This window comes from Nocardioides speluncae (genome assembly GCF_003121585.1).
GTDB classification, from domain to species: Bacteria; Actinomycetota; Actinomycetes; order Propionibacteriales; family Nocardioidaceae; genus Nocardioides; species Nocardioides speluncae.
The window spans coordinates 165635-187466 of record NZ_QEOO01000001.1 but is presented as its reverse complement, the minus strand read 5'-3'; the positions used below and the strand labels follow the sequence as shown (position 1 = coordinate 187466).

The 21832-nt window shown below is 71.4% G+C and carries 20 protein-coding genes; 8 read left to right on the top strand and 12 right to left on the bottom strand.

All coding sequences use genetic code 11. The annotated features are described in order from the left end of the window. Positions 1 to 9 precede the first annotated feature (9 nt). From DDV73_RS00950 to DDV73_RS00940, 3 genes are all read right to left on the bottom strand, one after another. On the bottom strand, positions 10 to 951 hold the full coding sequence (locus DDV73_RS00950; protein WP_240617035.1) for a sigma-70 family RNA polymerase sigma factor: 942 nt from the start codon (positions 949 to 951) through the stop codon (positions 10 to 12). A gap of 80 nt (positions 952 to 1031) precedes the next feature. Continuing rightward, positions 1032 to 1865, bottom strand: coding sequence for a choice-of-anchor P family protein (locus DDV73_RS00945; protein WP_109505368.1), 834 nt, complete (start codon positions 1863 to 1865; stop codon positions 1032 to 1034). Beyond that, on the bottom strand, positions 1814 to 2293 hold the full coding sequence (locus DDV73_RS00940) for a choice-of-anchor P family protein (RefSeq protein ID WP_109505367.1): 480 nt from the start codon (positions 2291 to 2293) through the stop codon (positions 1814 to 1816). The genes DDV73_RS00945 and DDV73_RS00940 overlap by 52 nt, the downstream gene beginning before the upstream one ends. Before the next feature lie 196 nt (positions 2294 to 2489). Here DDV73_RS00940 and DDV73_RS00935 point away from each other — a divergent pair, with 196 nt between their 5' ends. The 6 genes from DDV73_RS00935 to DDV73_RS00910 all read left to right on the top strand — a co-directional run bounded on the left by DDV73_RS00935 (position 2490) and on the right by DDV73_RS00910 (position 9673). Continuing rightward, positions 2490 to 3146 carry a class I SAM-dependent DNA methyltransferase gene (locus DDV73_RS00935; RefSeq protein ID WP_109505366.1) on the top strand — a complete coding sequence of 219 codons (657 nt, stop codon included), beginning with the start codon at positions 2490 to 2492 and terminating at the stop codon, positions 3144 to 3146. Then, a complete protein-coding gene (locus DDV73_RS00930) occupies positions 3146 to 4081 on the top strand; it encodes a DMT family transporter (RefSeq protein ID WP_109505365.1) in 936 nt (311 codons plus the stop codon). The genes DDV73_RS00935 and DDV73_RS00930 overlap by 1 nt, the downstream gene beginning before the upstream one ends. Further along, positions 4078 to 4905: an alpha/beta fold hydrolase gene (locus DDV73_RS00925; RefSeq protein ID WP_109505364.1), complete on the top strand. Its 828-nt coding sequence runs from the start codon at positions 4078 to 4080 to the stop codon at positions 4903 to 4905. Before DDV73_RS00930 ends, DDV73_RS00925 begins: the two co-directional genes overlap by 4 nt. Before the next feature lie 68 nt (positions 4906 to 4973). Next, positions 4974 to 7850: a helix-turn-helix transcriptional regulator gene (locus tag DDV73_RS00920; protein ID WP_161962251.1), complete on the top strand. Its 2877-nt coding sequence runs from the start codon at positions 4974 to 4976 to the stop codon at positions 7848 to 7850. A 187-nt stretch (positions 7851 to 8037) separates the two neighbouring features. After that, positions 8038 to 8910 (top strand): S1 family peptidase, encoded by an 873-nt coding sequence (locus tag DDV73_RS00915; RefSeq protein WP_109505362.1) that lies wholly within the window; start codon positions 8038 to 8040, stop codon positions 8908 to 8910. Between the two features lie 148 nt (positions 8911 to 9058). Further along, positions 9059 to 9673, top strand: coding sequence for a bacterial proteasome activator family protein (locus tag DDV73_RS00910; RefSeq protein WP_109505361.1), 615 nt, complete (start codon positions 9059 to 9061; stop codon positions 9671 to 9673). On the opposite strand, the gene DDV73_RS00905 is transcribed toward DDV73_RS00910, so the two are convergent. The 4 genes from DDV73_RS00905 to DDV73_RS00890 form a co-directional block, all read right to left on the bottom strand. Then, a complete protein-coding gene (locus DDV73_RS00905) occupies positions 9670 to 10335 on the bottom strand; it encodes a hypothetical protein (protein ID WP_154402557.1) in 666 nt (221 codons plus the stop codon). The two genes, DDV73_RS00910 and DDV73_RS00905, sit on opposite strands and share 4 nt — an antisense overlap. 20 nt (positions 10336 to 10355) lie before the next feature. Next, on the bottom strand, positions 10356 to 11006 hold the full coding sequence (locus tag DDV73_RS00900; protein ID WP_154402556.1) for a hypothetical protein: 651 nt from the start codon (positions 11004 to 11006) through the stop codon (positions 10356 to 10358). A gap of 84 nt (positions 11007 to 11090) precedes the next feature. After that, on the bottom strand, positions 11091 to 11699 hold the full coding sequence (locus tag DDV73_RS00895; protein WP_154402555.1) for a hypothetical protein: 609 nt from the start codon (positions 11697 to 11699) through the stop codon (positions 11091 to 11093). A 48-nt stretch (positions 11700 to 11747) separates the two neighbouring features. Then, complete coding sequence (locus DDV73_RS00890; RefSeq protein WP_109505357.1) at positions 11748 to 12554, bottom strand: HAD family hydrolase; 807 nt, start codon at positions 12552 to 12554, stop codon at positions 11748 to 11750. 45 nt (positions 12555 to 12599) lie between these two features. Here DDV73_RS00890 and DDV73_RS00885 point away from each other — a divergent pair, with 45 nt between their 5' ends. Further along, positions 12600 to 12920: a hypothetical protein gene (locus tag DDV73_RS00885; protein ID WP_109505356.1), complete on the top strand. Its 321-nt coding sequence runs from the start codon at positions 12600 to 12602 to the stop codon at positions 12918 to 12920. Here DDV73_RS00885 and DDV73_RS00880 read toward each other — a convergent pair. Together DDV73_RS00880 and serS are read right to left on the bottom strand one after the other, a co-directional pair. Continuing rightward, positions 12917 to 13801 (bottom strand): HAD family hydrolase, encoded by an 885-nt coding sequence (locus tag DDV73_RS00880; RefSeq protein ID WP_206050633.1) that lies wholly within the window; start codon positions 13799 to 13801, stop codon positions 12917 to 12919. The two genes, DDV73_RS00885 and DDV73_RS00880, sit on opposite strands and share 4 nt — an antisense overlap. Next, on the bottom strand, positions 13794 to 15071 hold the full coding sequence (serS, locus tag DDV73_RS00875; protein ID WP_109505355.1) for a serine--tRNA ligase: 1278 nt from the start codon (positions 15069 to 15071) through the stop codon (positions 13794 to 13796). The genes DDV73_RS00880 and serS overlap by 8 nt, the downstream gene beginning before the upstream one ends. 171 nt (positions 15072 to 15242) lie before the next feature. Here serS and DDV73_RS00870 point away from each other — a divergent pair, with 171 nt between their 5' ends. Beyond that, on the top strand, positions 15243 to 18032 hold the full coding sequence (locus DDV73_RS00870; RefSeq protein ID WP_109505354.1) for a glycoside hydrolase family 20 protein: 2790 nt from the start codon (positions 15243 to 15245) through the stop codon (positions 18030 to 18032). Here DDV73_RS00870 and DDV73_RS00865 read toward each other — a convergent pair. From DDV73_RS00865 to DDV73_RS00855, 3 genes are all read right to left on the bottom strand, one after another. After that, positions 18004 to 18927, bottom strand: a complete 924-nt coding sequence (locus DDV73_RS00865) for a hypothetical protein (RefSeq protein ID WP_154402554.1) — start codon at positions 18925 to 18927, stop codon at positions 18004 to 18006. The genes DDV73_RS00870 and DDV73_RS00865 overlap by 29 nt on opposite strands. 230 nt (positions 18928 to 19157) lie before the next feature. Then, complete coding sequence (locus DDV73_RS00860) at positions 19158 to 20285, bottom strand: HNH endonuclease signature motif containing protein (protein WP_240617034.1); 1128 nt, start codon at positions 20283 to 20285, stop codon at positions 19158 to 19160. A 343-nt stretch (positions 20286 to 20628) separates the two neighbouring features. Next, positions 20629 to 21804 carry an ROK family transcriptional regulator gene (locus DDV73_RS00855; protein ID WP_109505351.1) on the bottom strand — a complete coding sequence of 392 codons (1176 nt, stop codon included), beginning with the start codon at positions 21802 to 21804 and terminating at the stop codon, positions 20629 to 20631. Between the last annotated feature and the right edge of the window lie 28 nt (positions 21805 to 21832).

Below are 21832 nucleotides of genomic sequence, written 5' to 3'. Positions count from 1 at the left end.
TGGGCCGAATTAGCCGTCGAGCAGCTGCAGACGGTGCGCCCCGATCCCGTCGGGCTCGCCGATCAGGTCGATGTCGGCGATCCGGTCGCCGTCGAAAGTGATCACGAAGACCGCCTTCGGCACGCCACCGACCGCCCAGGCGACGCCGATCTGGTTGTCGACAAGCGCCGGCCGGGCCGCCTGCATCGTACCCTTGAGCGCCGCCGCAACCGCAGCCGCGCCGCGGATCTGGGGGGCCAGCCTCGGCGCACCCGCCGCTTCCTTGCCCGCCGCGTTCCGCACCGAGACCTGGTCGGCTCGCATCACGATGTCGGGGTCCAGCACCTCCAGCAGCGCCTCGAAGTCGCCGCCGCGGGCGGCGGCCAGGAAGGCGTCGACCACCTTGCGCTGGCGGGGCAGGTCCGCCTGCGGCTCCGGCGTCCCCTGCACCCGCCGCCGGGCCCGGCTCGCCAGCTGCCGGGTGGCCGCTGGCGAGCGGTCCACAATCGGCGCGATCTCGTCGAAAGCGAGCGCGAACATGTCGTGCAGCACGAACGCCAGCCGCTCCGGCGGCGTCAGCTTGTCGAGTACGACGAGCATCGCCAGCCCGACCGCGTCCGCCTGGACGGCGCGCCGCTCCGGGTCCGCGCGGTCGGCCTGCTCCTGCGCCGCCGGTGCGGACTGGGTGGTCAGGGGCGTGGCCACCTCGTAGCCGTCGAACTCGATCGGTGACTCCCGCTTCGCCTTGCGCGAGCGCAGCATGTCCAGCGACACCCGGGCGACCACGGTGGTGAGCCAGCCGCTGAGGTTGTCGATGCTGCCGGCGTCGGAGCGGCTGAGCCGCAGCCACGCCTCCTGCACCGCGTCGTCGGCCTCGTGCGTCGAGCCGAGCAGTCGGTACGCCACCGCACGCAGGTGGGTGCGGTCGGCCTCGAACTGCTGGGCGAGGTACTCCTGGGGCTCGGGGGTCACTCGCGTCATTCTTCCGTCGCTCATGACCCCCTGACGATCCGGCCGCCCCAGATGTGACCAGACTGACCGGCGCGCGCGGCTCAGCCGGTCGGGACCAGGCTCGCCTGCGAGTTGCCGAGCTTGATGATCGTCGCTCCGGGGGTGCCCGGAAGGAGCTCGATGTAGACCGCGGACGCCGTCACCTTGTACTTCGACTTGGAGACCTTGCCGGCACTGATCACGCCGAGCCCCGGGATCTCGAGTGTCTGGCCCGGGAAGAGGTCGCGGGTGGTCCCGGTCGGGTCGGTGAGCTTGAGGACGCCGAAGGTGGCCTTGGTGGTGATCTTGCCGGAGCTGGACTTCTCGACCCGGGCCTCCGAGGAGATGCCCTTGATCACGAGCTGGCCGCCACCCAGGTTGATGCTGGCCACCGAGTTCCGGGCCACCGCCTTGGCGGCGCCGGCCGGACCGCGGTCACCCATGGTGGCGCTGTTGGTGGCACCGATCGCGGCGACGCCGGGGACGTTGATGCCGGCGGTGTTGCGGTGCAGCCAGTTGCCGTTGGTGCCCTGGCACGGTACGCCGAGCAGCGCGGTCTTGCCGGAGGTGACGACGCCGTTCAGCGCGGTCACGGTCGAGCCGTAGGCGCTGCCGCCCATGACGCCTTCCTTGACCTTGCCGACGATCATCGAGCCGGCGCGCCCGATCTTCACGGTGCTGCCGCTCGCGTCGAGCTTGATCAGTACGGCGATCCGCTGGTTGTAGGCCTGACCGGCCTTGACCGTGGAGTTGGAGTGGCCGATCGAGAGCAGGCCGACGCCGGGAATCGGGATCGGGGTCGAGCCCGGGTCGGGCAGCGGCGCCTCCGGCAGCGGCCCGATCTTCAGGGTGCCGCCGATGCTGGACGAGGCGTGGTACTTGCCGGCAGCGTCCACCCAGGAGTGCGACGTCGTGGTGATGCCCTTGAGGACGGCGCGCCGCCGCCGAGGTCCACCTTCGCGAGGTAGCTCTGCGACCAGGAGTGGAAGCCGCCGCCGCCGCGGTAGGTCCGGCTCCGGCTCTTGACGCCGCTGACCTTGACCTGGCCGCCGAGGTCGACGCCGACGATCTCGTTGGTCTTGTCCAGCCCGGCCTTGCGCGTGCAGGAGGTCACGATGTGGGCGGTCGCGCCGCTGCCGACCGGAAGGCTGCCGCCGACCACCTCGGTGCCCCATGCGCTGTTGGAGAAGCCGTAGTCGGTGAGAACCACGTCGGCGCTTGCCGGCGCGACGGGCGAGAGCCCGCCGAGGGGACTGGCGACGGCGAGACCGAGCGCCAGGAACAGGGTTGCCGCCCGAGTGAGCGGTCGAGAAACGGGACGCACGGTGCCGGTCCTTCCAGCGTGGAGCAGGTGGTGGGTGGTGAAGCGCCATCAGCGTAGGTATGCCTCCGATGCCATGTCTCCGAATTCCGAAATGTCCGGAATTTCTTTACTCCGGACACTCCTGAGACCGCCCTACCCCGAGAGATAGGGCAGGTGCCTCATGCCACAAAGGGGGCCTTAGGAACAGGTTGTGGGCATGAGCCAGCACACGATCACCAGCAACAGGGAGACCGTGGCGTCGTACGAGCGGATCGCCCGGGACTACGCCGAGTCGACCGCCAGCCCGGATGGCGTCGGATCCGCGGCGCTGCGACGCCTGGTCGTCGCCGTCCCGCCGACCGGACAGATCCTCGAGATCGGGTCCGGGCCCGGCTGGGACGCCGACTTCGTGGAGTCGTTCGGGCCGACGGTACGGCGTACCGACATCACCCGCGCGTTCGTCGAGCTCCAGCGCGGCCGCGGCAAGCAGGCCGAGGTGCTGGACGCGATCTACGACGAGTACGGCGGCCCGTACGACGCCGTCCTGGCGCTGTGCGTGTTGCTCCACATCGAGCGCGACGACACCGACCGGGTGCTCGCGAAGGTCGCGGCGGCGCTGCGGCCGGGCGGCAGCTTCCTGGTCTCGGTCCGCGAGGGCGTCGGCGAGCAGTGGGAGGTCGGCGAGTCCGGCAGCCGTTACCACGTCGTCTTCTGGGACGGCGATGACTTCCGGGCCCGGCTGGCGGCTGCCGGACTGACGACCACCTGGGCCGCGCGCAGCCTCGAGGACTCCGATGAGCCCTGGCTGACCGTGCTGGCCACCAAGACGAGTGACACCACCGACGAGAACCGCAACGAGAGCGGAGCAGAGTGATGACCAAGCGAGGCTGGATGCTGTTCGGTGCGCTGAGCGTGCTGTGGGGCGTGCCCTACCTGATGATCCGCGTTGCGGTTCTCGAGATCGACCCGGTTGTGGTGGCGTTCCTGCGCTGCCTGATCGCGGTGGCGGTCCTGCTCCCGATCGCGGTCCGCGCCGGAGTCGTCGGCCCGGCGCTGCGGCACTGGAAGCCGCTGCTGGCCTTCACGGCCGTCGAGATCGTCGGCCCGTGGTTCCTGCTGGGCCACGCGGAGAGGACCATCAACAGCTCCACGGCCGGCCTGATGATCGCGGTCGTGCCGCTGATCGCAGCGGTGATCGTGACCCGGATCGGTGCCGACAAGCTGGACCGGCGCCGGATCACCGGGCTGCTGGTCGGCTTCGGCGGCGTTGCCGGGCTGGTCGGGCTGGACATCCAGGTCAGCGACTTCGGCGCGGTGGCCGCGATCGCGGGCGTCGCCTTCGGGTACGCCGTCGGCCCGATCATCATCAACCGCCACCTGGCCGACGTACCGCCGCTCGGCGTGATCGCCACCTCGCTGACCATCGCCACGCTGGTGTACGCGCCGTTCACCCCGGCCGCCTGGCCGCAGCACGCCGTCTCGACCGAGGCCGTGTGGTCGGTGATCGGGCTCGGCCTGGTCTGCACCGCCGCGGCGTTCCTGATCTTCTTCGCGCTGGTCGCGGAGGCCGGCCCGGCCCGGGCGACGGTGATCACCTACGTGAACCCGGCCGTCGCCCTGGTCCTCGGCGTGGCCATCCTGAACGAGCCGCTGACCCCGGGCATGCTGGTCGGCTTCCCGCTGGTGATCCTCGGCTCGATCCTGGCCACCGCCGGTCCGCGCCGGCAGATCGAGGAGCTGGCGGGCGAGCCGGAGGAGCACCCGGCGGCCGAGCTCCCCACGCTGGCCCGAGAGGCGGCCGTGGCATGAGCGAGCGAATGGTCACCGCGAACGGCGTACCCCTTTGCGTGGAGACCTTCGGCGACCCGGCGGACCCGGCGCTGCTGCTGATCCACGGGGCGCAGGCGTCGATGCTCTGGTGGGAGGAGGAGCTCTGCTCGCTGCTGGCGGCCGGCGGAAGGTATGTCGTCCGCTACGACCAGCGCGACACCGGACGCTCGGTGAGCTACCCGGTCGGCGAGCCGCCGTACGCGATGAGCGACCTGGCCCGCGACGCGGTCGGCGTCCTCGACGCGCTCGGCATCGACCGGGCGCACGTGGTCGGCCGCTCGATGAACGGGGGTACGGCGCTGTTCCTCGGCGTCGACCACCCGGAGCGGGTCGCCACGCTGACGTTCGTCACCACCACGACCGGCGAGGTGGAGGACGGCGGCGATGTCGCCGAGGAGCCTGGCGGCGCTCCGACCGAGCCGGCCAAGCCGGCGACCGTGGTCGACGAGCTGGTCGAGGCGATCCGGGAGTGCGCCGGCCGGTCGCCGTACTTCGACGAGGCGGCGGTTCGGACCCGGGCGGAGCGGGACGTGGCCCGGGCGACCGACATGGCGGCCTCGCTGACCAACCACTTCGCGATGCGGTTCGACGAGCCCAAGGGCGGCGGCTGGGGCGACCTCGCGGCTCCGGCGCTGGTCGTCCAGGGCGAGCTCGACCCGTACTTCCCACCGAAGCACGGCGAGGCGCTGGCGGCCGCGATCCCGGATGCCGAGCTGCTGGTGCTGGAGGACGTCGGTCACGACGTACCCCCAGAGTCCTGGGACGTGTTCGTGCCGGCCCTGCTCCGGCACACCCATAGGTGAGGGCCTTGGTTTCGAGACAGTTGCTAGCGCAACTTCGTCAACCAGCGGCGGGTGACAAGATGGCGAGCGTGAGTCGCCTGGTCAGCCCGCTGTTCGCGGGACGCGAGGAAGAGCTGGCCGGGCTGCTTGCGGCCCACGAGGCATCGGCGGACGGGACGCCCAAGATCACCCTGATCGGCGCCGAGGCCGGCGGCGGCAAGTCCCGGCTGGTGCGCGAGTTCACCGCGCGGGTGCGCGGCAGCGCGCGGATCCTGCAGGGGTCCTGCCTGGAGCTCAGCGAGGCCGGCCTGCCCTACGCGCCCTTCGCGGCGGCGCTGCGCGACGTCGTCCGGGAGTACGGCGCGGACGGCGTGGCCGGCCTGGTCGACGAGTACGCCGCCCGCGAGCTGGCCCGACTGCTCCCCACGCTCGGCGTACCCGCCGATGACGCCGAGCCGCAGCTGGCCAAGGCCCGCCTGTTCGAGGCGCTGCTGCGGCTGCTGGAACGGCTTGCCGAGGAGCGGCCGGTGGTGCTGGTCGTCGAGGACCTCCACTGGGCCGACGCCGGGACCCGCGACCTGGTCGCGTTCCTGGTCCCCAACCTGTGCTCGACCCGCGTCCAGCTGGTGACGACGTACCGCACCGAGGACCTGGCCGACGGCCATCCGCTCCGGGCGATGCTCGGCCGGGTCGAGCGGCTCGGCGGGGTCACCCATGCCGTGCTCGCCCGGCTCAACCGGGACCAGGTCGCCGCCCAGCTCGAAGGCATGCTCGGCCGGCCGGCGGACCCGTCGGTGGTCAACGAGGTGCTGGCGCGCGGCGGCGGCGTACCCCTGTTCACCGAGTCGCTGGTCGACGCCGACGGCTCGCTGCGCACCGAGCTGCCCACCTCGCTGCGCGACCTGATGCTGCAGGTGGTGGGTGAGCTGCCGGACGCGGCGCAACAGGTGGTGCGCGCAGCCGCGGTGGGCGGCACCCGGGTCAGCCATCCGCTGCTCGCCCGGGTCACCGGGCTGCCGGACGCCGAGCTCAACGCGGCGCTGCGGGCGGCAGTCGGTGGCCAGGTGCTGTCCCGCGACCCCGGCGGCTACGCGTTCCGGCACCAGCTGATCCGGGCCGCGGTCGAGGACGACCTGCTGGCCGGCGAGAGCGCCGGCCTGCACCGCGCGTACGCCGAGGCACTCACGGAGGATCCGGGGCTCGAGCCCGATGACCTCTGGGCGCCGGTCGGGCTCGCGCTGCACTGGCACGGCGCCCGCGAGCCGGAGCGCGCCCTCACGGCCGCCTGGACGGCGGCGGCAGAGGCGGCACGCCAGCTCGCCTACCCCGAGCAGGTGCGGATGCTGGACCAGGTGCTCGCACTGTGGCCGGTGGCGCCGGACGCCGCGGCCGCGATCGGGGTGGACCGCGGGACCGTGCTGGAGGCAGCAGCGGACGCGGCCTGCTGGGCGGCCGACACCACGCGCGGACTCGAGCTGGTCGAGGAGGGCCTGCGCGAGCTCGGGCCGGACGGCGACCCCGAGACCCGCGCCCGGCTGCTGCTGGAGCGGGCCTACGTGCGACTGCAGGTGATGCTCCCCGGCGAGCTCGACGACCTGCGCGAGGCGGTCGAGGTGGCCGCGAAGCCGACCGTGGTCCGGGCCGAGGCCCTGGGCCAGCTCGCCCGCACGCTGATCCGGCGCGACGAGTGTGCGCAGGCGCGGCCGCTCGCCACCGAGGAGCTGGCGCTCGCCGAGCAGATCGGTGAACCGGAGTACGCCGTCGAGGCGCAGGTAGTCCTGGCCAGGATCGACGCGCGGCAGGGACGCGACGTACTCCCGGCGCTCGCAGAGACCGTGCGCCGCGCCCGCGGGCTGGACCTGGGCGGGCTGGAGCTGATGGCGTACGCCGCCCTGGTCGAGGCGCACACCGCGACCGGTGCGCACGCCGCCGCGATCACCACCGGCCACGAAGGCCTCCGCCGCACCGCGCAGCTCGGGCTGGCCCGGTTCGGGGCGGCGAACATCGCCCAAGGACTCGCCGAGGCGCTCACCGCCGAGGGCCGCTGGGACGACGCGCTGGCCGTGGTCGACGACGCGCTCGCGCTGGACCCGACGGCGTTCGGCCGCGCCCAGCTGCTGGTCTTCCGGGGCCGGATCGCGATCGACCGCGGCGAGGTGGAGGCCGCGATCCGGGTCGCCGACGAGCTGCGGCAGCTGATCGGCGAGACGCCGTCGCCGTTCGTGCTGCCCCTGGCCGAGCTGGACATCGAGCTGGCCCTGGCCGCGGGCGACCCGGCCGGAGCATCCGCCGCGCTGACCGACGCCGTCGGCGATCGGCTGGTGATGGCCAGCCCGCGCTACGCCTGGCCGCTGCTCTGCATCGCGGCTCGGGCCGCGGTCGACGCCGGCGACACGGCGGCGCTGGACCGGCTCGGCTCGATCGCCGGCGACGCCGAGCGGCCGGGGCCGGTGGCCGCGGCGTACGCGGCGAGCTTCGCGGCCGAGGTCAGCCGCGCGGCCGGTGCCAACCCGGCGCTCTGGGACGAGGCGGCTGCTGCCTGGACCGCGCCACACCCCCGCGCCTATGCGCTGATGCGGGCCGGGGCGGCGTACGCCGCACTCGGCGACCGGGAGGCAGCCGGCGACCGGCTGCGCGAGGCCGCCGCGCTCGCCGAGCCGCTGCGCGCCGAACCGCTCCTCGACCAGCTCAACCTGCTGGCACGGCGGGTCCGGGTCGAGCTCGGTGCCGGCGCCCGGGCGCACAGCGAGGCGGCCCGGGTGCCGTTCCAGCTGACCGAGCGCGAGCTGGAGGTGCTGGCGCTGGTGGCGGCCGGGCGCAGCAACCGGGAGATCGCCGGCGAGCTGTTCATCTCCGCGAAGACCGCGAGCGTGCACGTGTCCAACATCCTCGCCAAGCTCGGCGTGGCCTCGCGTGGTGAGGCGGCCGCGACCGCGCACCGGCTGCACCTGTTCGAGCCGGCCTGAGTCTCGCCGTACCCGCGTCCATCCCGCAGCCAGATCCGCCAGCCGGATGCCTTGCCGGGGCGCGCGACGGGTGCGAATACTCCTGAGTTACCGAGCAGTGGCCTAGACCACGTGAGGTGGTCGGGGGCCAGGGTTCGGTACCCCGCCCGGGACCCCGCCACGGTCCCACTCACCTCAGGAGGAATCTGTGAGGATCCAACGCAACCCTGCTCGGAATCGGTCCGCCCTCGCGGCGGCCGCCACGGTAAGCGCTGTCTCGGCCTCGCTGTTCGCCGCACCGGTCGCCCAAGCGGCGCCCGCAGACAACGCCGGCATCAGCCGGCTGGCGGCGGCCAGTGCCGCCGTCGACAAGTCCGGAGTCGGCGGTGTCGCCTGGTACGTCGACGCCAAGACCGACCGGGTCGTGGTCACCATCGACAAGACGGTCGACGCCACCGAGGTGGCCGAGATCCGCCGTACTGCCGGGAGTGACGCCACCAAGATCACGATCAAGCGCACCGCTGGCGTGTTCCGGCCGATGGGGTCGGCAGGCGACGCCATCTACGGAGGTGGGTTCCGCTGCTCGCTCGGCTTCAACGTGCGCAGCGGCAGCACCTACTACTTCCTGACCGCCGGCCACTGCGGCGACGAGGCCGACACCTGGTACACCAACTCCAGCCACAGCACCCTGATCGGCCCGACCGTCGCGTCGAGCTTCCCGGGCAACGACTACGCGCTGGTGCGCTACGACAACACCTCGCTCAGCCACCCGGGCGGCTTCACCGCGGCGAACGCGTTCGTCGGTGAGTCGGTGACCCGTCGCGGCTCCACGACCGGCACCAAGAACGGCCGGGTCACCGCGCTCAACGTCACGGTCCGGTACTCCGGCGGCGGCACGGTCCGGCAGATGATCCAGACCAACGTCTGCGCCGAGCCGGGCGACTCCGGCGGCGCGCTGTACGACGGCTCGAAGGCCCTCGGCCTGACCTCCGGCGGCAGCGGCAACTGCAGCGCCGGCGGCACCACCTTCTACCAGCCGGTCGTCGAGGCTGCGCAGAGGTACGGCGTCACCGTCTACTGATCCGGCTGACATAAGGCCGACTTGTCGGGCACTCCCTGACGTTGTGGGGCGTTGCAATGGCCCACAACGTCAGGGATCCCCGGCCGGCCGGGGATTCCTCCACCCTCAGCCAGCGCCCGGTTCGGCACCGGGCCATAAGGTTGGCGGCATGAGCGAAGAGCAGGCGGAGGAGCAGATCATCGTCGTGGGGCCGGACGGGCAGCCGGTCGGCACGGTACCGGCGAGCGCGATCAGCGAGCACGCGGTCGTGACCGACGGCGACGACGAGGAGGAGCGCCACATCGCCGACCTGGTCGAGCAGCCGGCCAAGGTGATGCGAATCGGCAGCATGATCCGCCAGCTCCTCGAAGAGGTGAAGGCGGCGCCGCTCGACGAGGCCAGCCGGATCCGGCTCAAGGAGATCCACCAGTCCTCGATCAAGGAGCTCGAGGCGGGCCTGGCTCCCGAGCTCGTGGAGGAGCTGGAGCGGCTGTCGCTGCCCTTCCAGGAAGGTACGCCGAGCGAGAGCGAGCTGCGGATCGCCCAGGCGCAGCTGGTCGGCTGGCTGGAGGGCCTCTTCCACGGCATCCAGACCGCGATCTACGCCCAGCAGGTCGCGGCCCGCGCTCAGCTGGAGCAGATGCGCCGCGCGCTGCCTCCGGGGATGATGCCGCCGGGCGCAAGCGGCCCGCAGCAGCCCGGTGGTCCGTCCCAGCCCGGCTCCGCCCCGCACGGCGGTCAGCCCGGCCACCCGGACGAGAACCAGAGCGGGATGTACCTCTAGGAGACGTCTCCGCGAGCGGCCGCGTCCTCGGCCGCGGTCCGCTCGTCGACCTCGGCGCGGTGCCGCTTCAGCAGCCAGTACGTCGCGCCGCCGGCCAGCAGGAACAGTCCACCGACGGTAGCCATCACCCAGCCCGGCGTCTCCTCGGAGCTCGGCGCAGCGGCTCGGCGGCGCTCCTCGGGTGGGTCGAGTGCTGCCGGCGCGTACCAGTCGCCGAGCAGGCCGGCGAGCTCCTCGCGCACCGGCGGCGTCGCCTTCTTGGTGCCGCCGCACAGGTCCGCGGTCAGCACCTCGTCGTCCTCGGCGACGAACCAGAGGTACCGGGTGCCACGCTCCATGCGCTGCAGGCCGCACTCGGCCGCGTCGCGCGGCGTCACGACGGTCACGAGCGGCGTCACCTTGCCCTTGCGGACCTGCTCCACCTCGACGCTCATCCGGCGCAGCGCTGCCTCGGCCGGCTCCCCGCCGTCCGGGGTCAGGGTCGGTTCCGCGTCACGGAGGTAGGTGCCGGTGAAGACCGCGTCGGCCTCGTCGATCTGCTCGGCCATCGCCTGGTCGCCGTCACAGGTGCAGGCCCTCGCCTGTGCCGACGGCTGCCACAGCGCCAGCGAGGCTCCGACCGCGAACAGCACCAGCAGGCCGCGTAGGGACACCAGTGACACCGCCACCCCCGTGTCGTCGGTCAGCTCTGGCGTACGCCGGTGAAGCGACGCAGCACCAGCAGGCCGAGTACGCCCACCACAACCAGCGCACCGCCCGGCGCGGCGATCCGCGTGAAGGCGGCCGGCTCGCTGCCCTCGACCACCTCACGGTCCGCGCTCGGAGCCGCTGGGGGCTCCTCGTCGGCGGCTGTGTCCTTGCCGGGGCCGAGCAGCTTGCTGATGGTGGCGCCTAGCTCGGCGGTGAGCGGCGCCGTACCGCCACACGAGTTGATCGTGAGCTTGGCGCCGTCGCTCTGCGCGAAGAACAGGTACTTCTTGTCGGCCTCGAGGTCCTCGATGCCGCAGGCGGCGGAGTTGGCCGCGGTGCTCAGCTCGGCTTTGGTCGGGACGTGGCCCTTCCAGCTCCGGTCGGCCTCGACCTGGATCGTGATCACGCCGGTCGCGTCGGCCTTGTTACCCTCACCGGTGGGCCCGTCGCCCTCGGGCGAGTTGCCGCTCGGCGGCTTCTGGACCGAGACCACCGTGCCGGTGAACACGGCGTCGGCACGCTGCGCGTCCCTCGCGATGTCGGATGCCACGCACTTGCAGGCGTGGGCGGGCAGCTGCATGAGTACGACGCTCGTCAACGCAACGACGAACGCCAACACAAAGCCCGGAACGAGTCGACGCATGACCTACCTCCTGTGGTGGTGCCAGAATGCCACGCCCGTCAGACGCACCCGCACCCCGCCCGGTTCCCGCCCGATCCGTCGCTTTTATCTGGCGCTGAAGCGACGCAGCACCAGCAGGCCGAGTACTCCGATGATCACCAAGGCTCCGCCCGGCGCGGCGATCCGGGCGAAGCCGACCGGCTCGGTGTCGTCGATCACCTCGCGGTCCGCGGACGGCGGCGGCGGGGGTGGTTCCTCGGTGGGCTCCTCGGCGGCGGCCGGGTCCTCGCCCGCGCCGCGCAGCTTGGTGATGCTGTCGCCGAGCGCGGTAGTGAGCGGCGCCGTACCGCCGCACGAGTCAATGGTGAGCTTGGCGTCGTCGCTCTGCGCGAAGAACAGGTACTTCTTCTCGGCCTTGAGGTCCTCGACGCCACAGGACCCGGGGCTGGCCGGCGTGGTCAGCTCGACCTGAGCCGGCACCCGGCCCTTCCAGCTGCGGTCCGCCTTGGCCAGGACCACGACCACACCGGCGTTCTCGTCCGGCGGCCGCTGAACCGAGATCACGGTCCCGGCGAACACGGCGTCGGCGCGCTCCACGTCCTGCCTGATGTCCGACGCCTTGCAGGAGCAGGCGTGAGCGGGCAGCTGGGTGACAGCGACGCTCATCAGCGCTCCGACGAACGCCAACACGAGTCCCGGAACCAGTCGACGCATGATTACCTCCCAGCCGGCCAAGCACGACGTTGTCAGGATGTCACGCTCCTACCCGATCCCGAACAGTTCTGCCAGCACCTGCGCTACGCCGTCCTGGTCGTTGGCGGGAGCCTGGTGGGTCGCCGCGGCGAGCACGCTCGGGTGGGCGTTGGCCATCGCGTACGACGCACCCACCCAGTGCAGCAGCGGAATGTCATTGGGCATGTCACCGAACGCGACGACGTCGGCCCCGGCCACGCCGAACTCACCGCACAGCCGCTCCAGTGTGGACGCCTTGGTCACGCCGTACGCGCTCATCTCGATCATCGCGTGGGTAGACGACCAGGTGGTGGTGACCAGGTCGCCGACGTACTCCTCGACCGCGCTCCAGAACGCGTCGGCCGCCAGCTCCTCGTGCTGGGCGAGCAGCTTCACCACGGTGCCGTCGACCAGCTCCTCCAGCGGCGCGATCGGGATGCCGTCGATCCGGTCGGTGCGGGCGAGGTAGCCCGGCTCCAGGCCGAAGCCGGTGGTCTTCTCCACGGCGAACGCGGTGCCCGGGATCCGCTTGCGCAGCACGTTGCCGACCCGGATCAGGGTGTCGGGGTCGATCGGGAGCGAGCTGCGGATGCCGTGCTCGGCCACGTCGTACACGAGCGCGCCGTTGGAGCAGATCGCCAGCCCGTGCCCGCCGACGTCGGCCCACAGCGACTCCATCCAGCGGTACGGACGGCCGGTGACGAACACGACCGGGACTCCGCGCCGGTCGAGCTCGACCAGCACATCGCGGGTGCGGTCGGTGACGGTGCCGTCGGTGTGGAGGAGGGTGCCGTCGAGATCGGTCGCAACGAGCTTGTACGACGGCGGCGACGGCACGCTCTGAGCCTATCGGGGCCTATCGGGCGGTCGTACGGTGGAGGGATGCGCGGCATCCTGATCGTGCTCGGCCGGCGGCTCGGCGTGCTCCCGGAGCCGCCGCCGCGGCCGCTCGTGCCGCCGATCGAGGATCTGGTCCGCGACCTGCGCCGGCTGCGGGTCGCGCACAACCAGCACACGCCGGGCGAGAGCATGGTGCGGCGCCGGGCCGCCACCGCGGCGTACGACGACGCGCTCGGGCAGGCGCTGACGGCACTCGGCCTGCCGGACGCGCTCTCCGCCCTCGCACCCGGCACTGAGCGCGACGCCGAGCGGCTCCGAGTGGAGTGGCTGCTGGAGCAGGAGGGCCTACGGTTCCGGCCTTAGGGGCCCGGGAACCAGCGGGAGAGCTCGGTGGCGGCGCCGTCCTCGTCGACGCCGAGGGTGGTGGCGTCGGCCGCGTCGATGACCTCCTGCACGGCCTGGCCCATGGCCACGCCGCGACCCGCCCAGCGCAGCATCTCCAGGTCGTTGCGGCCGTCGCCGATGGCCAGCGAGTCGGCGGCGGTGAGGCCGAGCTGTTTGGCGACGTACTCCAGGCCGGACGCCTTGGAGACCCCGACCGGGGTCAGGTCGAGCCAGGCGGTCCAGCCGACGACGTAGTCGGTGCCGTGCAGGCCGAGCTTGGTGGTGGTCGCCACGAAGTCGTCGGCGGTCGACTCGGGGTCGCGGATGATCACGCGGCTGACCGGCTCGGCGACCATCTCCTCGACCGAGGTGATCGTCATCTGCCCGGACAGCTCGCCGTCGGGGAAGTGCCGGTTGAGGCGGTAGCCGCGCTGCGCGCGGTCCTCCACCGCGACCAGCGCCTTCGGGTGGTGCTCCAGGACCGCCTCGACAGCGGCCCGCGGGTCGAAGGTCTCCTCCATCGCCAGCTCGAACGGCGGGTAGCGGAAGACCACCGCGCCGTTGGACGCCACCACCCAGAGCCGGTCCTCGCCGGACCGCGGCAGGCCGAGCAGGTCGGCGATCCGGGTCATGCCGTGCGGCGACCGGCCGCTGGAGAGTACGACGTGGGCGCCAGCGTCGACGGCCCGGTGGACCGCCGCGCGCACCGGCTCGGCGATCTCCTCGTGGGTCGCGCCAGCACCATCGACCCACTTGAGCAGGGTGCCGTCGATGTCGAGCGCGACCAGCTTGGGCTGCCAGCCTTGGTTTCGAGACGGTTGCTGCGCAACCTCCTCAACCGGCGGAGTCGGCTCAGCCACCGAGCGGCTCCAGCACTTCGCGGCCCTGCAGGTAGGGGCGCAGCGCCTCGGGCACCCGGACCGAGCCGTCGGCCTGCTGGTGCGTCTCCAGGACCGCCACGATGGTCCGGGTCATCGCGCAGAGCGTGCCGTTGAGGGTGGCGATCGGCTTGGTGCCGTCCTCGAAGCGGCCGCGAGTGTCGAGGCGGCGGGTCTGGAAGTCGGTGCAGTTCGACGCCGAGGTCAGCTCGCGGTACTTGCCCTGGGTCGGGATCCACGCCTCGCAGTCGAACTTCCGCATCGCCGACGGGCCGAGGTCGCCCGCGGCCACGTCGATCACCTGGTAGGCGAGCTCCAGCTTGTTGAGGAACTCCTTCTCCCAGGCCAGCAGCCGCTCGTGCTCGGCGGCGGCGTCCTCCAGGGTCGTGTAGACGAACATCTCGACCTTGTCGAACCAGTGCACCCGGATGATGCCCTTGGTGTCCTTGCCGTGCGAGCCGGCCTCCTTGCGGAAGCAGGGGCTGAACGCGGCGTACCGTCTGGGCAGCGTGGCCCCGTCGAGGATCTCGTCGGAGTGGTACGCCGCCATCGCCACCTCGCTGGTGCCGACGAGGTACAGGTCCTGACCCTCGACCCGGTAGACGTCGTCGGCGGCCTGGTCGAGGAAGCCGGTGCCCTCCATCGCCCGCGGCTTGACCAGCGACGGCGCGATCATCTGGGTGAAGCCGGCCTCGCGGGCCTGGTCCATCGCCAGGTTGATCAGCGCCAGCTCCAGCTGGGCGCCGACGCCGGTGAGGAAGTAGAACCGCGACCCCGACACCTTGGCGCCGCGCTCGATGTCGATCGCGCCGAGCAGCTTTCCGAGCTCGATGTGGTCGCGGGGCTCGAAGCCCTCCGCGGCGAAGTCGCGCGGCGTACCGACCGTCTCGAGGATCACGAAGTCGTCCTCACCACCGGCCGGCGTCTCGTCGGCCGCGACGTTCGGGATGCTCCGGAGCGCGGTGCTCCACTCCTCCTCGGCGGCCGCCTGCGCCGCCTCGGCCTCCTTCACCGAGGCCGCCAGCTTCTTGGTCTGCTCGAGGAGCGCCACCTTCTCGTCGCCGGTGGCCTTCGGGATCAGCTTGCCGAGCTGCTTCTGCTCGCCCCGGAACCGCTCGAACTCCACGATCGCGGCCCGCCGGGCACTGTCCGCAGAGAGGGCCCGATCCACGACGTCGTCGGAGAGCCCACGCTTGGCCTGGGCAGCGCGGACACGGTCGGGCTCATCGCGGAGCAGCTTTGGATCGATCACGGGGAAAGGCTATCCGCCGTGGCCGACAGGGCCGACTTCGTTACGTACGGGCAGTCGATTACGCCGGGCTTCGGCCGAATTCGCCACCCGCTCATCATTGACGCAATATGCGTGATTGTGGTCATATTCGATCATAATTGATCTTGGACCGACCGCTCTCGGAGGCCGCCCATGCTTCTCCGCTCGCTGTTCGCCGCCCTTGTCCTCGTCCCGCTCGCCGCCGTCCCTGGCAGCGCGGACAACGCGCCCGCCCAGGGCGCGGCGCCGGCCACCCTGCCACTGGTTCCGCAACCCGTCGTCGCGGACCAGCCCGCCGGCGCCGCGCCGTACGCCGTCACCTCGCAGACCGGCATCCGCGCCCGCGGCACGAGCAGCAAGGCGATCGCCGACCGCCTCGCCGGCCTGCTGCGTACGGCGACCGGCCACCGGGTCCCGGTCAGCTCACGCTCCGGCGCGATCACGATCACCGTCGACCCTGCGGCCGACTACACCGTCGACGGCGCCGCACCGGCGCCGGAGTCGTACGTGCTGGATGTCGACCGTACGGGGGTCGACATCACTGCCCGGACCGCTCACGGCGCGTTCAACGCCGTACAGACGCTGCGCCAACTGCTCCCCGGCTGGGTCAACGCCGGCCGGAGGATCAACACGCCGTGGCAGGTGCCCGCGGTCCACATCGAGGACGCGCCGCGCTTCGCCTACCGCGGCGTGATGCTCGACGTGGCGCGGTCCTTTCAGGACGCCGACGCGGTCAAGCGGTACATCGACACCCTGGTCCAGCTGAAGATGTCCCACCTCCACCTTCACCTCGCCGACGACCAGGGCTGGCGGATCGAGATCACCAACGAGGACCGCGCGGCCGGCGACACGATCGACTACCGGCGGCTTACCTCGGTGTCCGGGAAGACGGCGGTCAACGACCTGAACCGCGGCTACCAGCGCGAGCTCGGCCGGACCGGCTACTACACGCAGGCGGAGTACCGCTCGATCGTGAAGTACGCGCGCGATCGCTTCGTCACCATCGTCCCCGAGATCGACGTCCCCGGGCACACCAATGCGGCGCTACACGCGATCCCGCAGCTCAACACCGACCGGTCGCTGCCGGCCCGTGATCCCGAGACCGGGGTCGTGGACTGGAACGGCACCATCGCCGTCGGCTACTCCGCGCTCGACGAGAAGCACCAGCCGACCTACGACTTCGTCCGGCACGTGTTCCGCCAGGTCGCGGAGATGTCGGAGTCGCCGTACGTCCACATCGGCGGCGACGAGTCGCACGCGATGGGCCACACCCGGTACGTCGACTTCATCCGGCAGGCGGTGCCCGCGGTGCGCGAGGCGACCGGCGTCGGCACCATCGGCTGGAGCGAGTACGCCGAGGCCGGGCTCGACCAGGGCGCCGGCTACTGGGACGGCTCGGTCGTCCAGTACTGGGTCGGCTCCGGCGACTGGGTCCGCGACTTCGTGGCCAAGGGCGGCAAGGCCGTGATCTCCGACGCCGACGGCTCCTACCTCGACATGAAGTACGACCCGAGCACGCCGATCGGGCTGGACTGGGCCTGCTCCGGCGACTGCGACTTCCCTCGCTACTACAACTGGGACCCGACCACGACGGTCGAGGGCGGTGTCGCCGAGTCCGGCGTTCTAGGGGTTGAAGGACCGCTGTGGTCGGAGACGGTGCGCGGCGAGGACCAGGCGCTCTACCTGGCGCTGCCGCGAGCGGCCGCGATCCTGGAGACCGGGTGGACCGCCGCCGACCGAAAGGACCCGGCCGGCTTCGCAGAACGGCTCGGCGGACTCGGCGTACACCTGACCAGCGGCGGCACCAACTACTACGAGAGCCGTCGAGCCACCTGGCGAGCGAGCGTTGCTGGCACCGACGTCCGCGCCGGCCGGTACACCGCGTCGTACGACGTCGGCCTGGTCGCCGCGCCCGGCACCAAGCTGTCCGCGGACGGCACCACGATCACGCCAGACACCATCACCGCCGACGGCGACCCCGCGTCGAAGAGCAGCCTCACGGCCCCGCTCACCGCCGAGCTGCGATGCGGCTCGACGTCGCTGCCGGTCCGGTTCCGGCAGGAGCAGGTCCGGGACGCGCTGCACGGCGCCGGGCTCTACACCGCTTCGGTCCGGCACCGGTTCGGCCGCTCGGCGACCTGCACGCTGGTGCCGTCCGAAGGCGAGCCGGTGCCGGTCAAGGTCACGGTCTGTGACGACGGCCGCGCCGAGACTGACGCTCTTAGCTCGCAGCCGCTGCTCAGCATCGGCGAGGACGGGGAGGCCGACGCCGGGACCTGGGTGCCGCTCTCCCTGAGTGGCTTCGCGGCCGGGTACGTCGACATCGCGATCGACGGCACGCTCGCCTACCGGGTGCGCGCCGACGAGCACGGCCGGTTCCAGCGGCACGGCGTCATCGCCGCGACCCTGTACGACGGCGACCACACGGTCTCCGCGGCCCAGGGTGACCGCCGCGCCGAGGCCACCCTCCGCGTGCACTCCGACCTCAAGCCGCTGCCCGATCTCATCGACCAGACCACGCTGACGGTGCACGACGTCGACAGCGAGGAGACCGTCGGCGAGGACGGTGCCGCAACGAACGCCATCGACGGCAGTCCGGAGAGCATCTGGCACACGCAGTGGCAGGCCGCCACTCCTGGCTTCCCGCACCACATCACCCTCGACCTCGGCCGTGAGTACGACGTGACCGGGCTGTCCTACCTGACCCGGCAGAACGCGCCGAACGGCCGGTTCAAGGACTACGAGATCGCGGTGTCGGTGGACGGCGTGACCTGGAGCGACCCGGTCGCGACCGGGTCGTTCACGGCGAGCACGGTGCCGCAGAACGTCGCCTTCGCCGCGACCCGCGGCCGGTACGTCCGGCTCACCGGCCTGACCTCGATCGCGGGCAACGCCTTCGGCGGCGCGGCCGAGATCAACGTGGGAGGTCTACCGCGGGGATGACGGCGTAGATCTCGGTGTTCGTCGGGAGCGTCACGTCCGCGGTGCCGACCTGCTTCCACTTCGTGCCGGAACGCTCCATGAACTGGAGCCGGGGGCCGTCGTCGAGGTTCTGGCAGACCGCCGACTGCTTCCCGGTGGGGTCGGTGAACGGGTAGGACAGCATCCAGCCGCCGTACTCGTCCGGGCAGACCTTCGCCTCCGGGTCGCCGGCGACCGCCCCGCGCGGCTGGTACTCACCGAGCTCGGGGTCGTCGCCGCGGGCGCCCGGCAGCGGCTGCCCGTCCTCCGAGCTGAACCACCAGTGGTACTCCTGCCCGGCGCCCGGTCGGCCCAGGTTGACCGGCATCTTCTCGCCGGTCGCGAGATCGTAGTCGGTCAGCGAGTCGTCCTCGCCGAGCACTCGAAGCACGCCGTCTCGGCTCGGGTCGAACGACACGGCCTCGGGCTTCGGGGTGAACTGACGGAGGTCGAGGACGATGTCCTCGCCGTTCTCGCCGTCCTCGTCGCCGGCCAGCGAGGTGATCGGGAGCCGCTTCGGGTCGGCCGGGTAGTTGCCTGGGATCGCCCAGCTGCCGGATCCATCGACCAGGGTGTGGTGGTTGCCGCCCAGGCTGTCGCCGCCGAGCTGCACCTGTCGCGAGGTGCTCGCGCCGGTGCTCGGCGTGACCCGGAGGTAGACCATGGTCGTGCCCATCTCGTTCTCGTGGGTGCTCGCCAGCTGGATGAGCCAGGGCTGGTCGAGAACCACAGCACCTGCGCTCGTGCCCGGACTCGAATCCGACTCTGTCGGCGATTCCGAGGCCTTGTCGCTCGCGGCCGGCTCGGCACCCTCCTCCCCACAGGCGGCCGCCGCCAAGGTCAGCACAGCAGCAACGGCGAGCAGGCGAATCCTCATCCAGGTCCTCCGGGTCCGAGTTGGTACGACGTCCAGTATCCGACGCGCCCCACTCCGTCGCGGTTGCACCGGAGGTCACGGCGCGCCCGCCTGGCGAGTCTCGAGGGCTCGCTTGGGTTTGGGTGACTACCGAGTTACGTGGTTACCGTCGTCTTTTGGTTGCGGTACAACTCAGTGTCGGCGCCTATTCTTGCGCGCCGTTGTGGTCAACGTTCTGTGGTTGCGGTCCATTAGTTTCTGCGATGGAATCGGATATCGCCGTTGGGCATTCGCTCCACTGAATATCTCGGGTCGTGGGCACGGTGATGATGGTGGCTGCAGAGCAGGATTCCGTCGGCGAGGTTGGTCTTTCCGCGTTTTGACCACGGCCGTAAATGATGGGCCTCGCACCACGGTGCCGGGACCGTGCAGTTCTCGCCGCGGCACCGTTGGTCGCGGAGTCGCAATGCCTTGTGCTGGGCGCGGGCGAACAGGCGGCGGGTGCGGCCCAGGTCGAGGATCTCGGACTTCCCACCCAGCACCACCGGCACAATCTGGGCGGTGCACGCCAGCCGACGAGCTTCGGCGGCGGTGATCTTGTCGTCGGTTCCGACCAGGCCGGCGGCCGCGAGGTCCTTGGTGAGTGCGTCGTGGTTGATGGTGACCATCACGGTGGTGGCATCGCCCCCGTGGTCGGGGAGCCTGGCCGGGTCGAGGTGCTCCAGCAGTGCGATGAACGCCTGGCCGCGTGCGCGATGCTGAGGTGCGGCAGCAGCTGTCTGCCTAGGTGAGGTGAAGGCGTCGAGGTAGGTGGCCAGCCTGACCGCCGCGGCATCAGGCAGCAGCCCGCTCAGCCGGGTGATGCCGTCACCACGACTGGTCAGCGTAAGGCTGGTCGCCTCCCAGGCGCGCTCTTCCTCGCGCTGCAACTGCCTGGCCTCTTCGGCTTCGCCGACCTCGGGGGCGATGACGTCCAGGATCCGGCGGCCCAGCACCCGCAGCTGGTCAGGGCGGTACTCGCCGGCGGCTTCGACCAGATGTTCCTCGGCCTGCACCAGCAGCTCCGGCTCAAGGTCGTCCGGGAGTTCGTCGAGCGCGCGTGCGATCACCTGGGCCTGCTCCACGTTCACCACACCTTCGGTGAGTGCGGTGGCGAGCCGGGTCCACCGCGCGTCGAGAGCGGCGGCCAGGTGCTGCTCGGCCCGACACGACCTCGGGCTCGCCTGGGTCTGGTGGGCCAGCCAGGCAGCCACGTCCCGGGCACCAGTTTCGACCGCCACGTCGTCCGCCGAGGCCATGATCCGCAGCCGCAACGCGGTCAGCTGGACCTCGAGCCGGGACAGTGCGAGCAGGGCGTCGGCCTTGTCCGAGGTCCGCATGAAAACGGGCTCCACGCCCTCGACATCTTTGAGCGCGGCCTCAATAGCAGCAGCACAGGCAAGCACCGGATGCGGTGAATTGACAAGCATTCTTCCGGCACCTCCTCGTGGCGTATCGACGAATTCGACTAACACAATGGTAGAGCCGCTCGAACACCCATTCGAGGTTATCCACAGGCCGATTCAGAAATTCAGCGAATCAATTCTTGACCGCAACCACGGACCGTCGACCACAAGCGACCGTGAGCCGGCCGCCGACCGCAACCAAGTACCGCAACCAAACGCTGACGGCGACCGCGTAATTTTCGGCCCCGAAAGCCCCAGCCCCAAGCAGCCGGCGAGATCAATCAGCGGCCAGCATGGCGTCGACGCTGTCGGGCGCGAGGAACTGCTGGATCACCATCGCGGCAGCGCCGTTGACGCCGGCGTGCTCGCCGGTCTGCGACGGCACGACCAGCAGGTGGCCGGTGGCCAGCGGCAGCGAGCGCGCGTAGATCACCTCGCGCACGCCGGCTAGCAGGCTGGGGGCCCCGTGCGCGAGCGAGCCGCCGATCACGATCACCGACGGGTTGAGCAGGCTGACGCAGGTGGCCAGCACCTCGCCGATATCGCGGCCAGCCCGGCGAACCGAAGCCGTGGCCGCCTGGTCACCCTGGTTCAGCAGAGCGAGTACGTCGCGGGAGTTGTGGACGTCGGCGCCGCCCTCCTCGCGGAGCTGCCCGGCGATCGCCCGGCCGGAGGCGATCGCCTCCAGGCAGCCCCGGTTGCCGCAGTGGCACAGCACGTCCGAGCCGTGCGGCGACTGGACGTGGCCGAGGTCGCCGGCGGAGCCCTCGGCCCCACGGTGCAGCCGGCCGCCGCTGATGATGCCGGCGCCGATGCCGGTCGCGACCTTCACGAACACCATGTGCTGGACGTCGGCGTGCACCTGGGAGTGCTCGCCGAGCGCCATCAGGTTCACGTCGTTGTCGACCAGCACCGGCGCGTCGAGGTGCTCACGGATCCAGCCGGGGATGTCGAAGCCGTCCCAGCCGGGCATGATCGGCGGCTTCACCGGCCGGCCGGAGCTGTGCTCGACGGGGCCGGGTACGCCGATACCCACGCCGGCCAGGCCGCCGGCCTGCCGGCCGTCGAGCAGCTTGGTGGCGGTCTTGACCAGCTTGTCGAGGCAGGCCTCGGGACCGTCGGCGATGTCGAGGGTCTGCCGGTCCTCGGCGAGCACCTGACCGTTGAGGTCGGTCACGGCGGTCAGCAGGTGCGTGGCGCCGAAATCCGCCGCCAGCACGAGACGCGCGGCCGGATTGAAGGCAAACTGGGCGGGCGGCCGGCCGCCGGTGGAGCGGCTGGTGCCGGACGGCGCGAGCAGGCCCGACCCGAGCAGGGCGTCGACCCGCAGCCCGACCGTCGAGCGAGCCAGCCCGGTCAGCTCGATCAGCTCGTTGCGGGTCCGCGGAGTGCCGTCGCGCAGCAGCTGGAGGAGATCGCCGGCTCCACGCGCCGGTGCCGCTACTTCTGACATGTCATCCAGTAAAACACAACCAAACTGT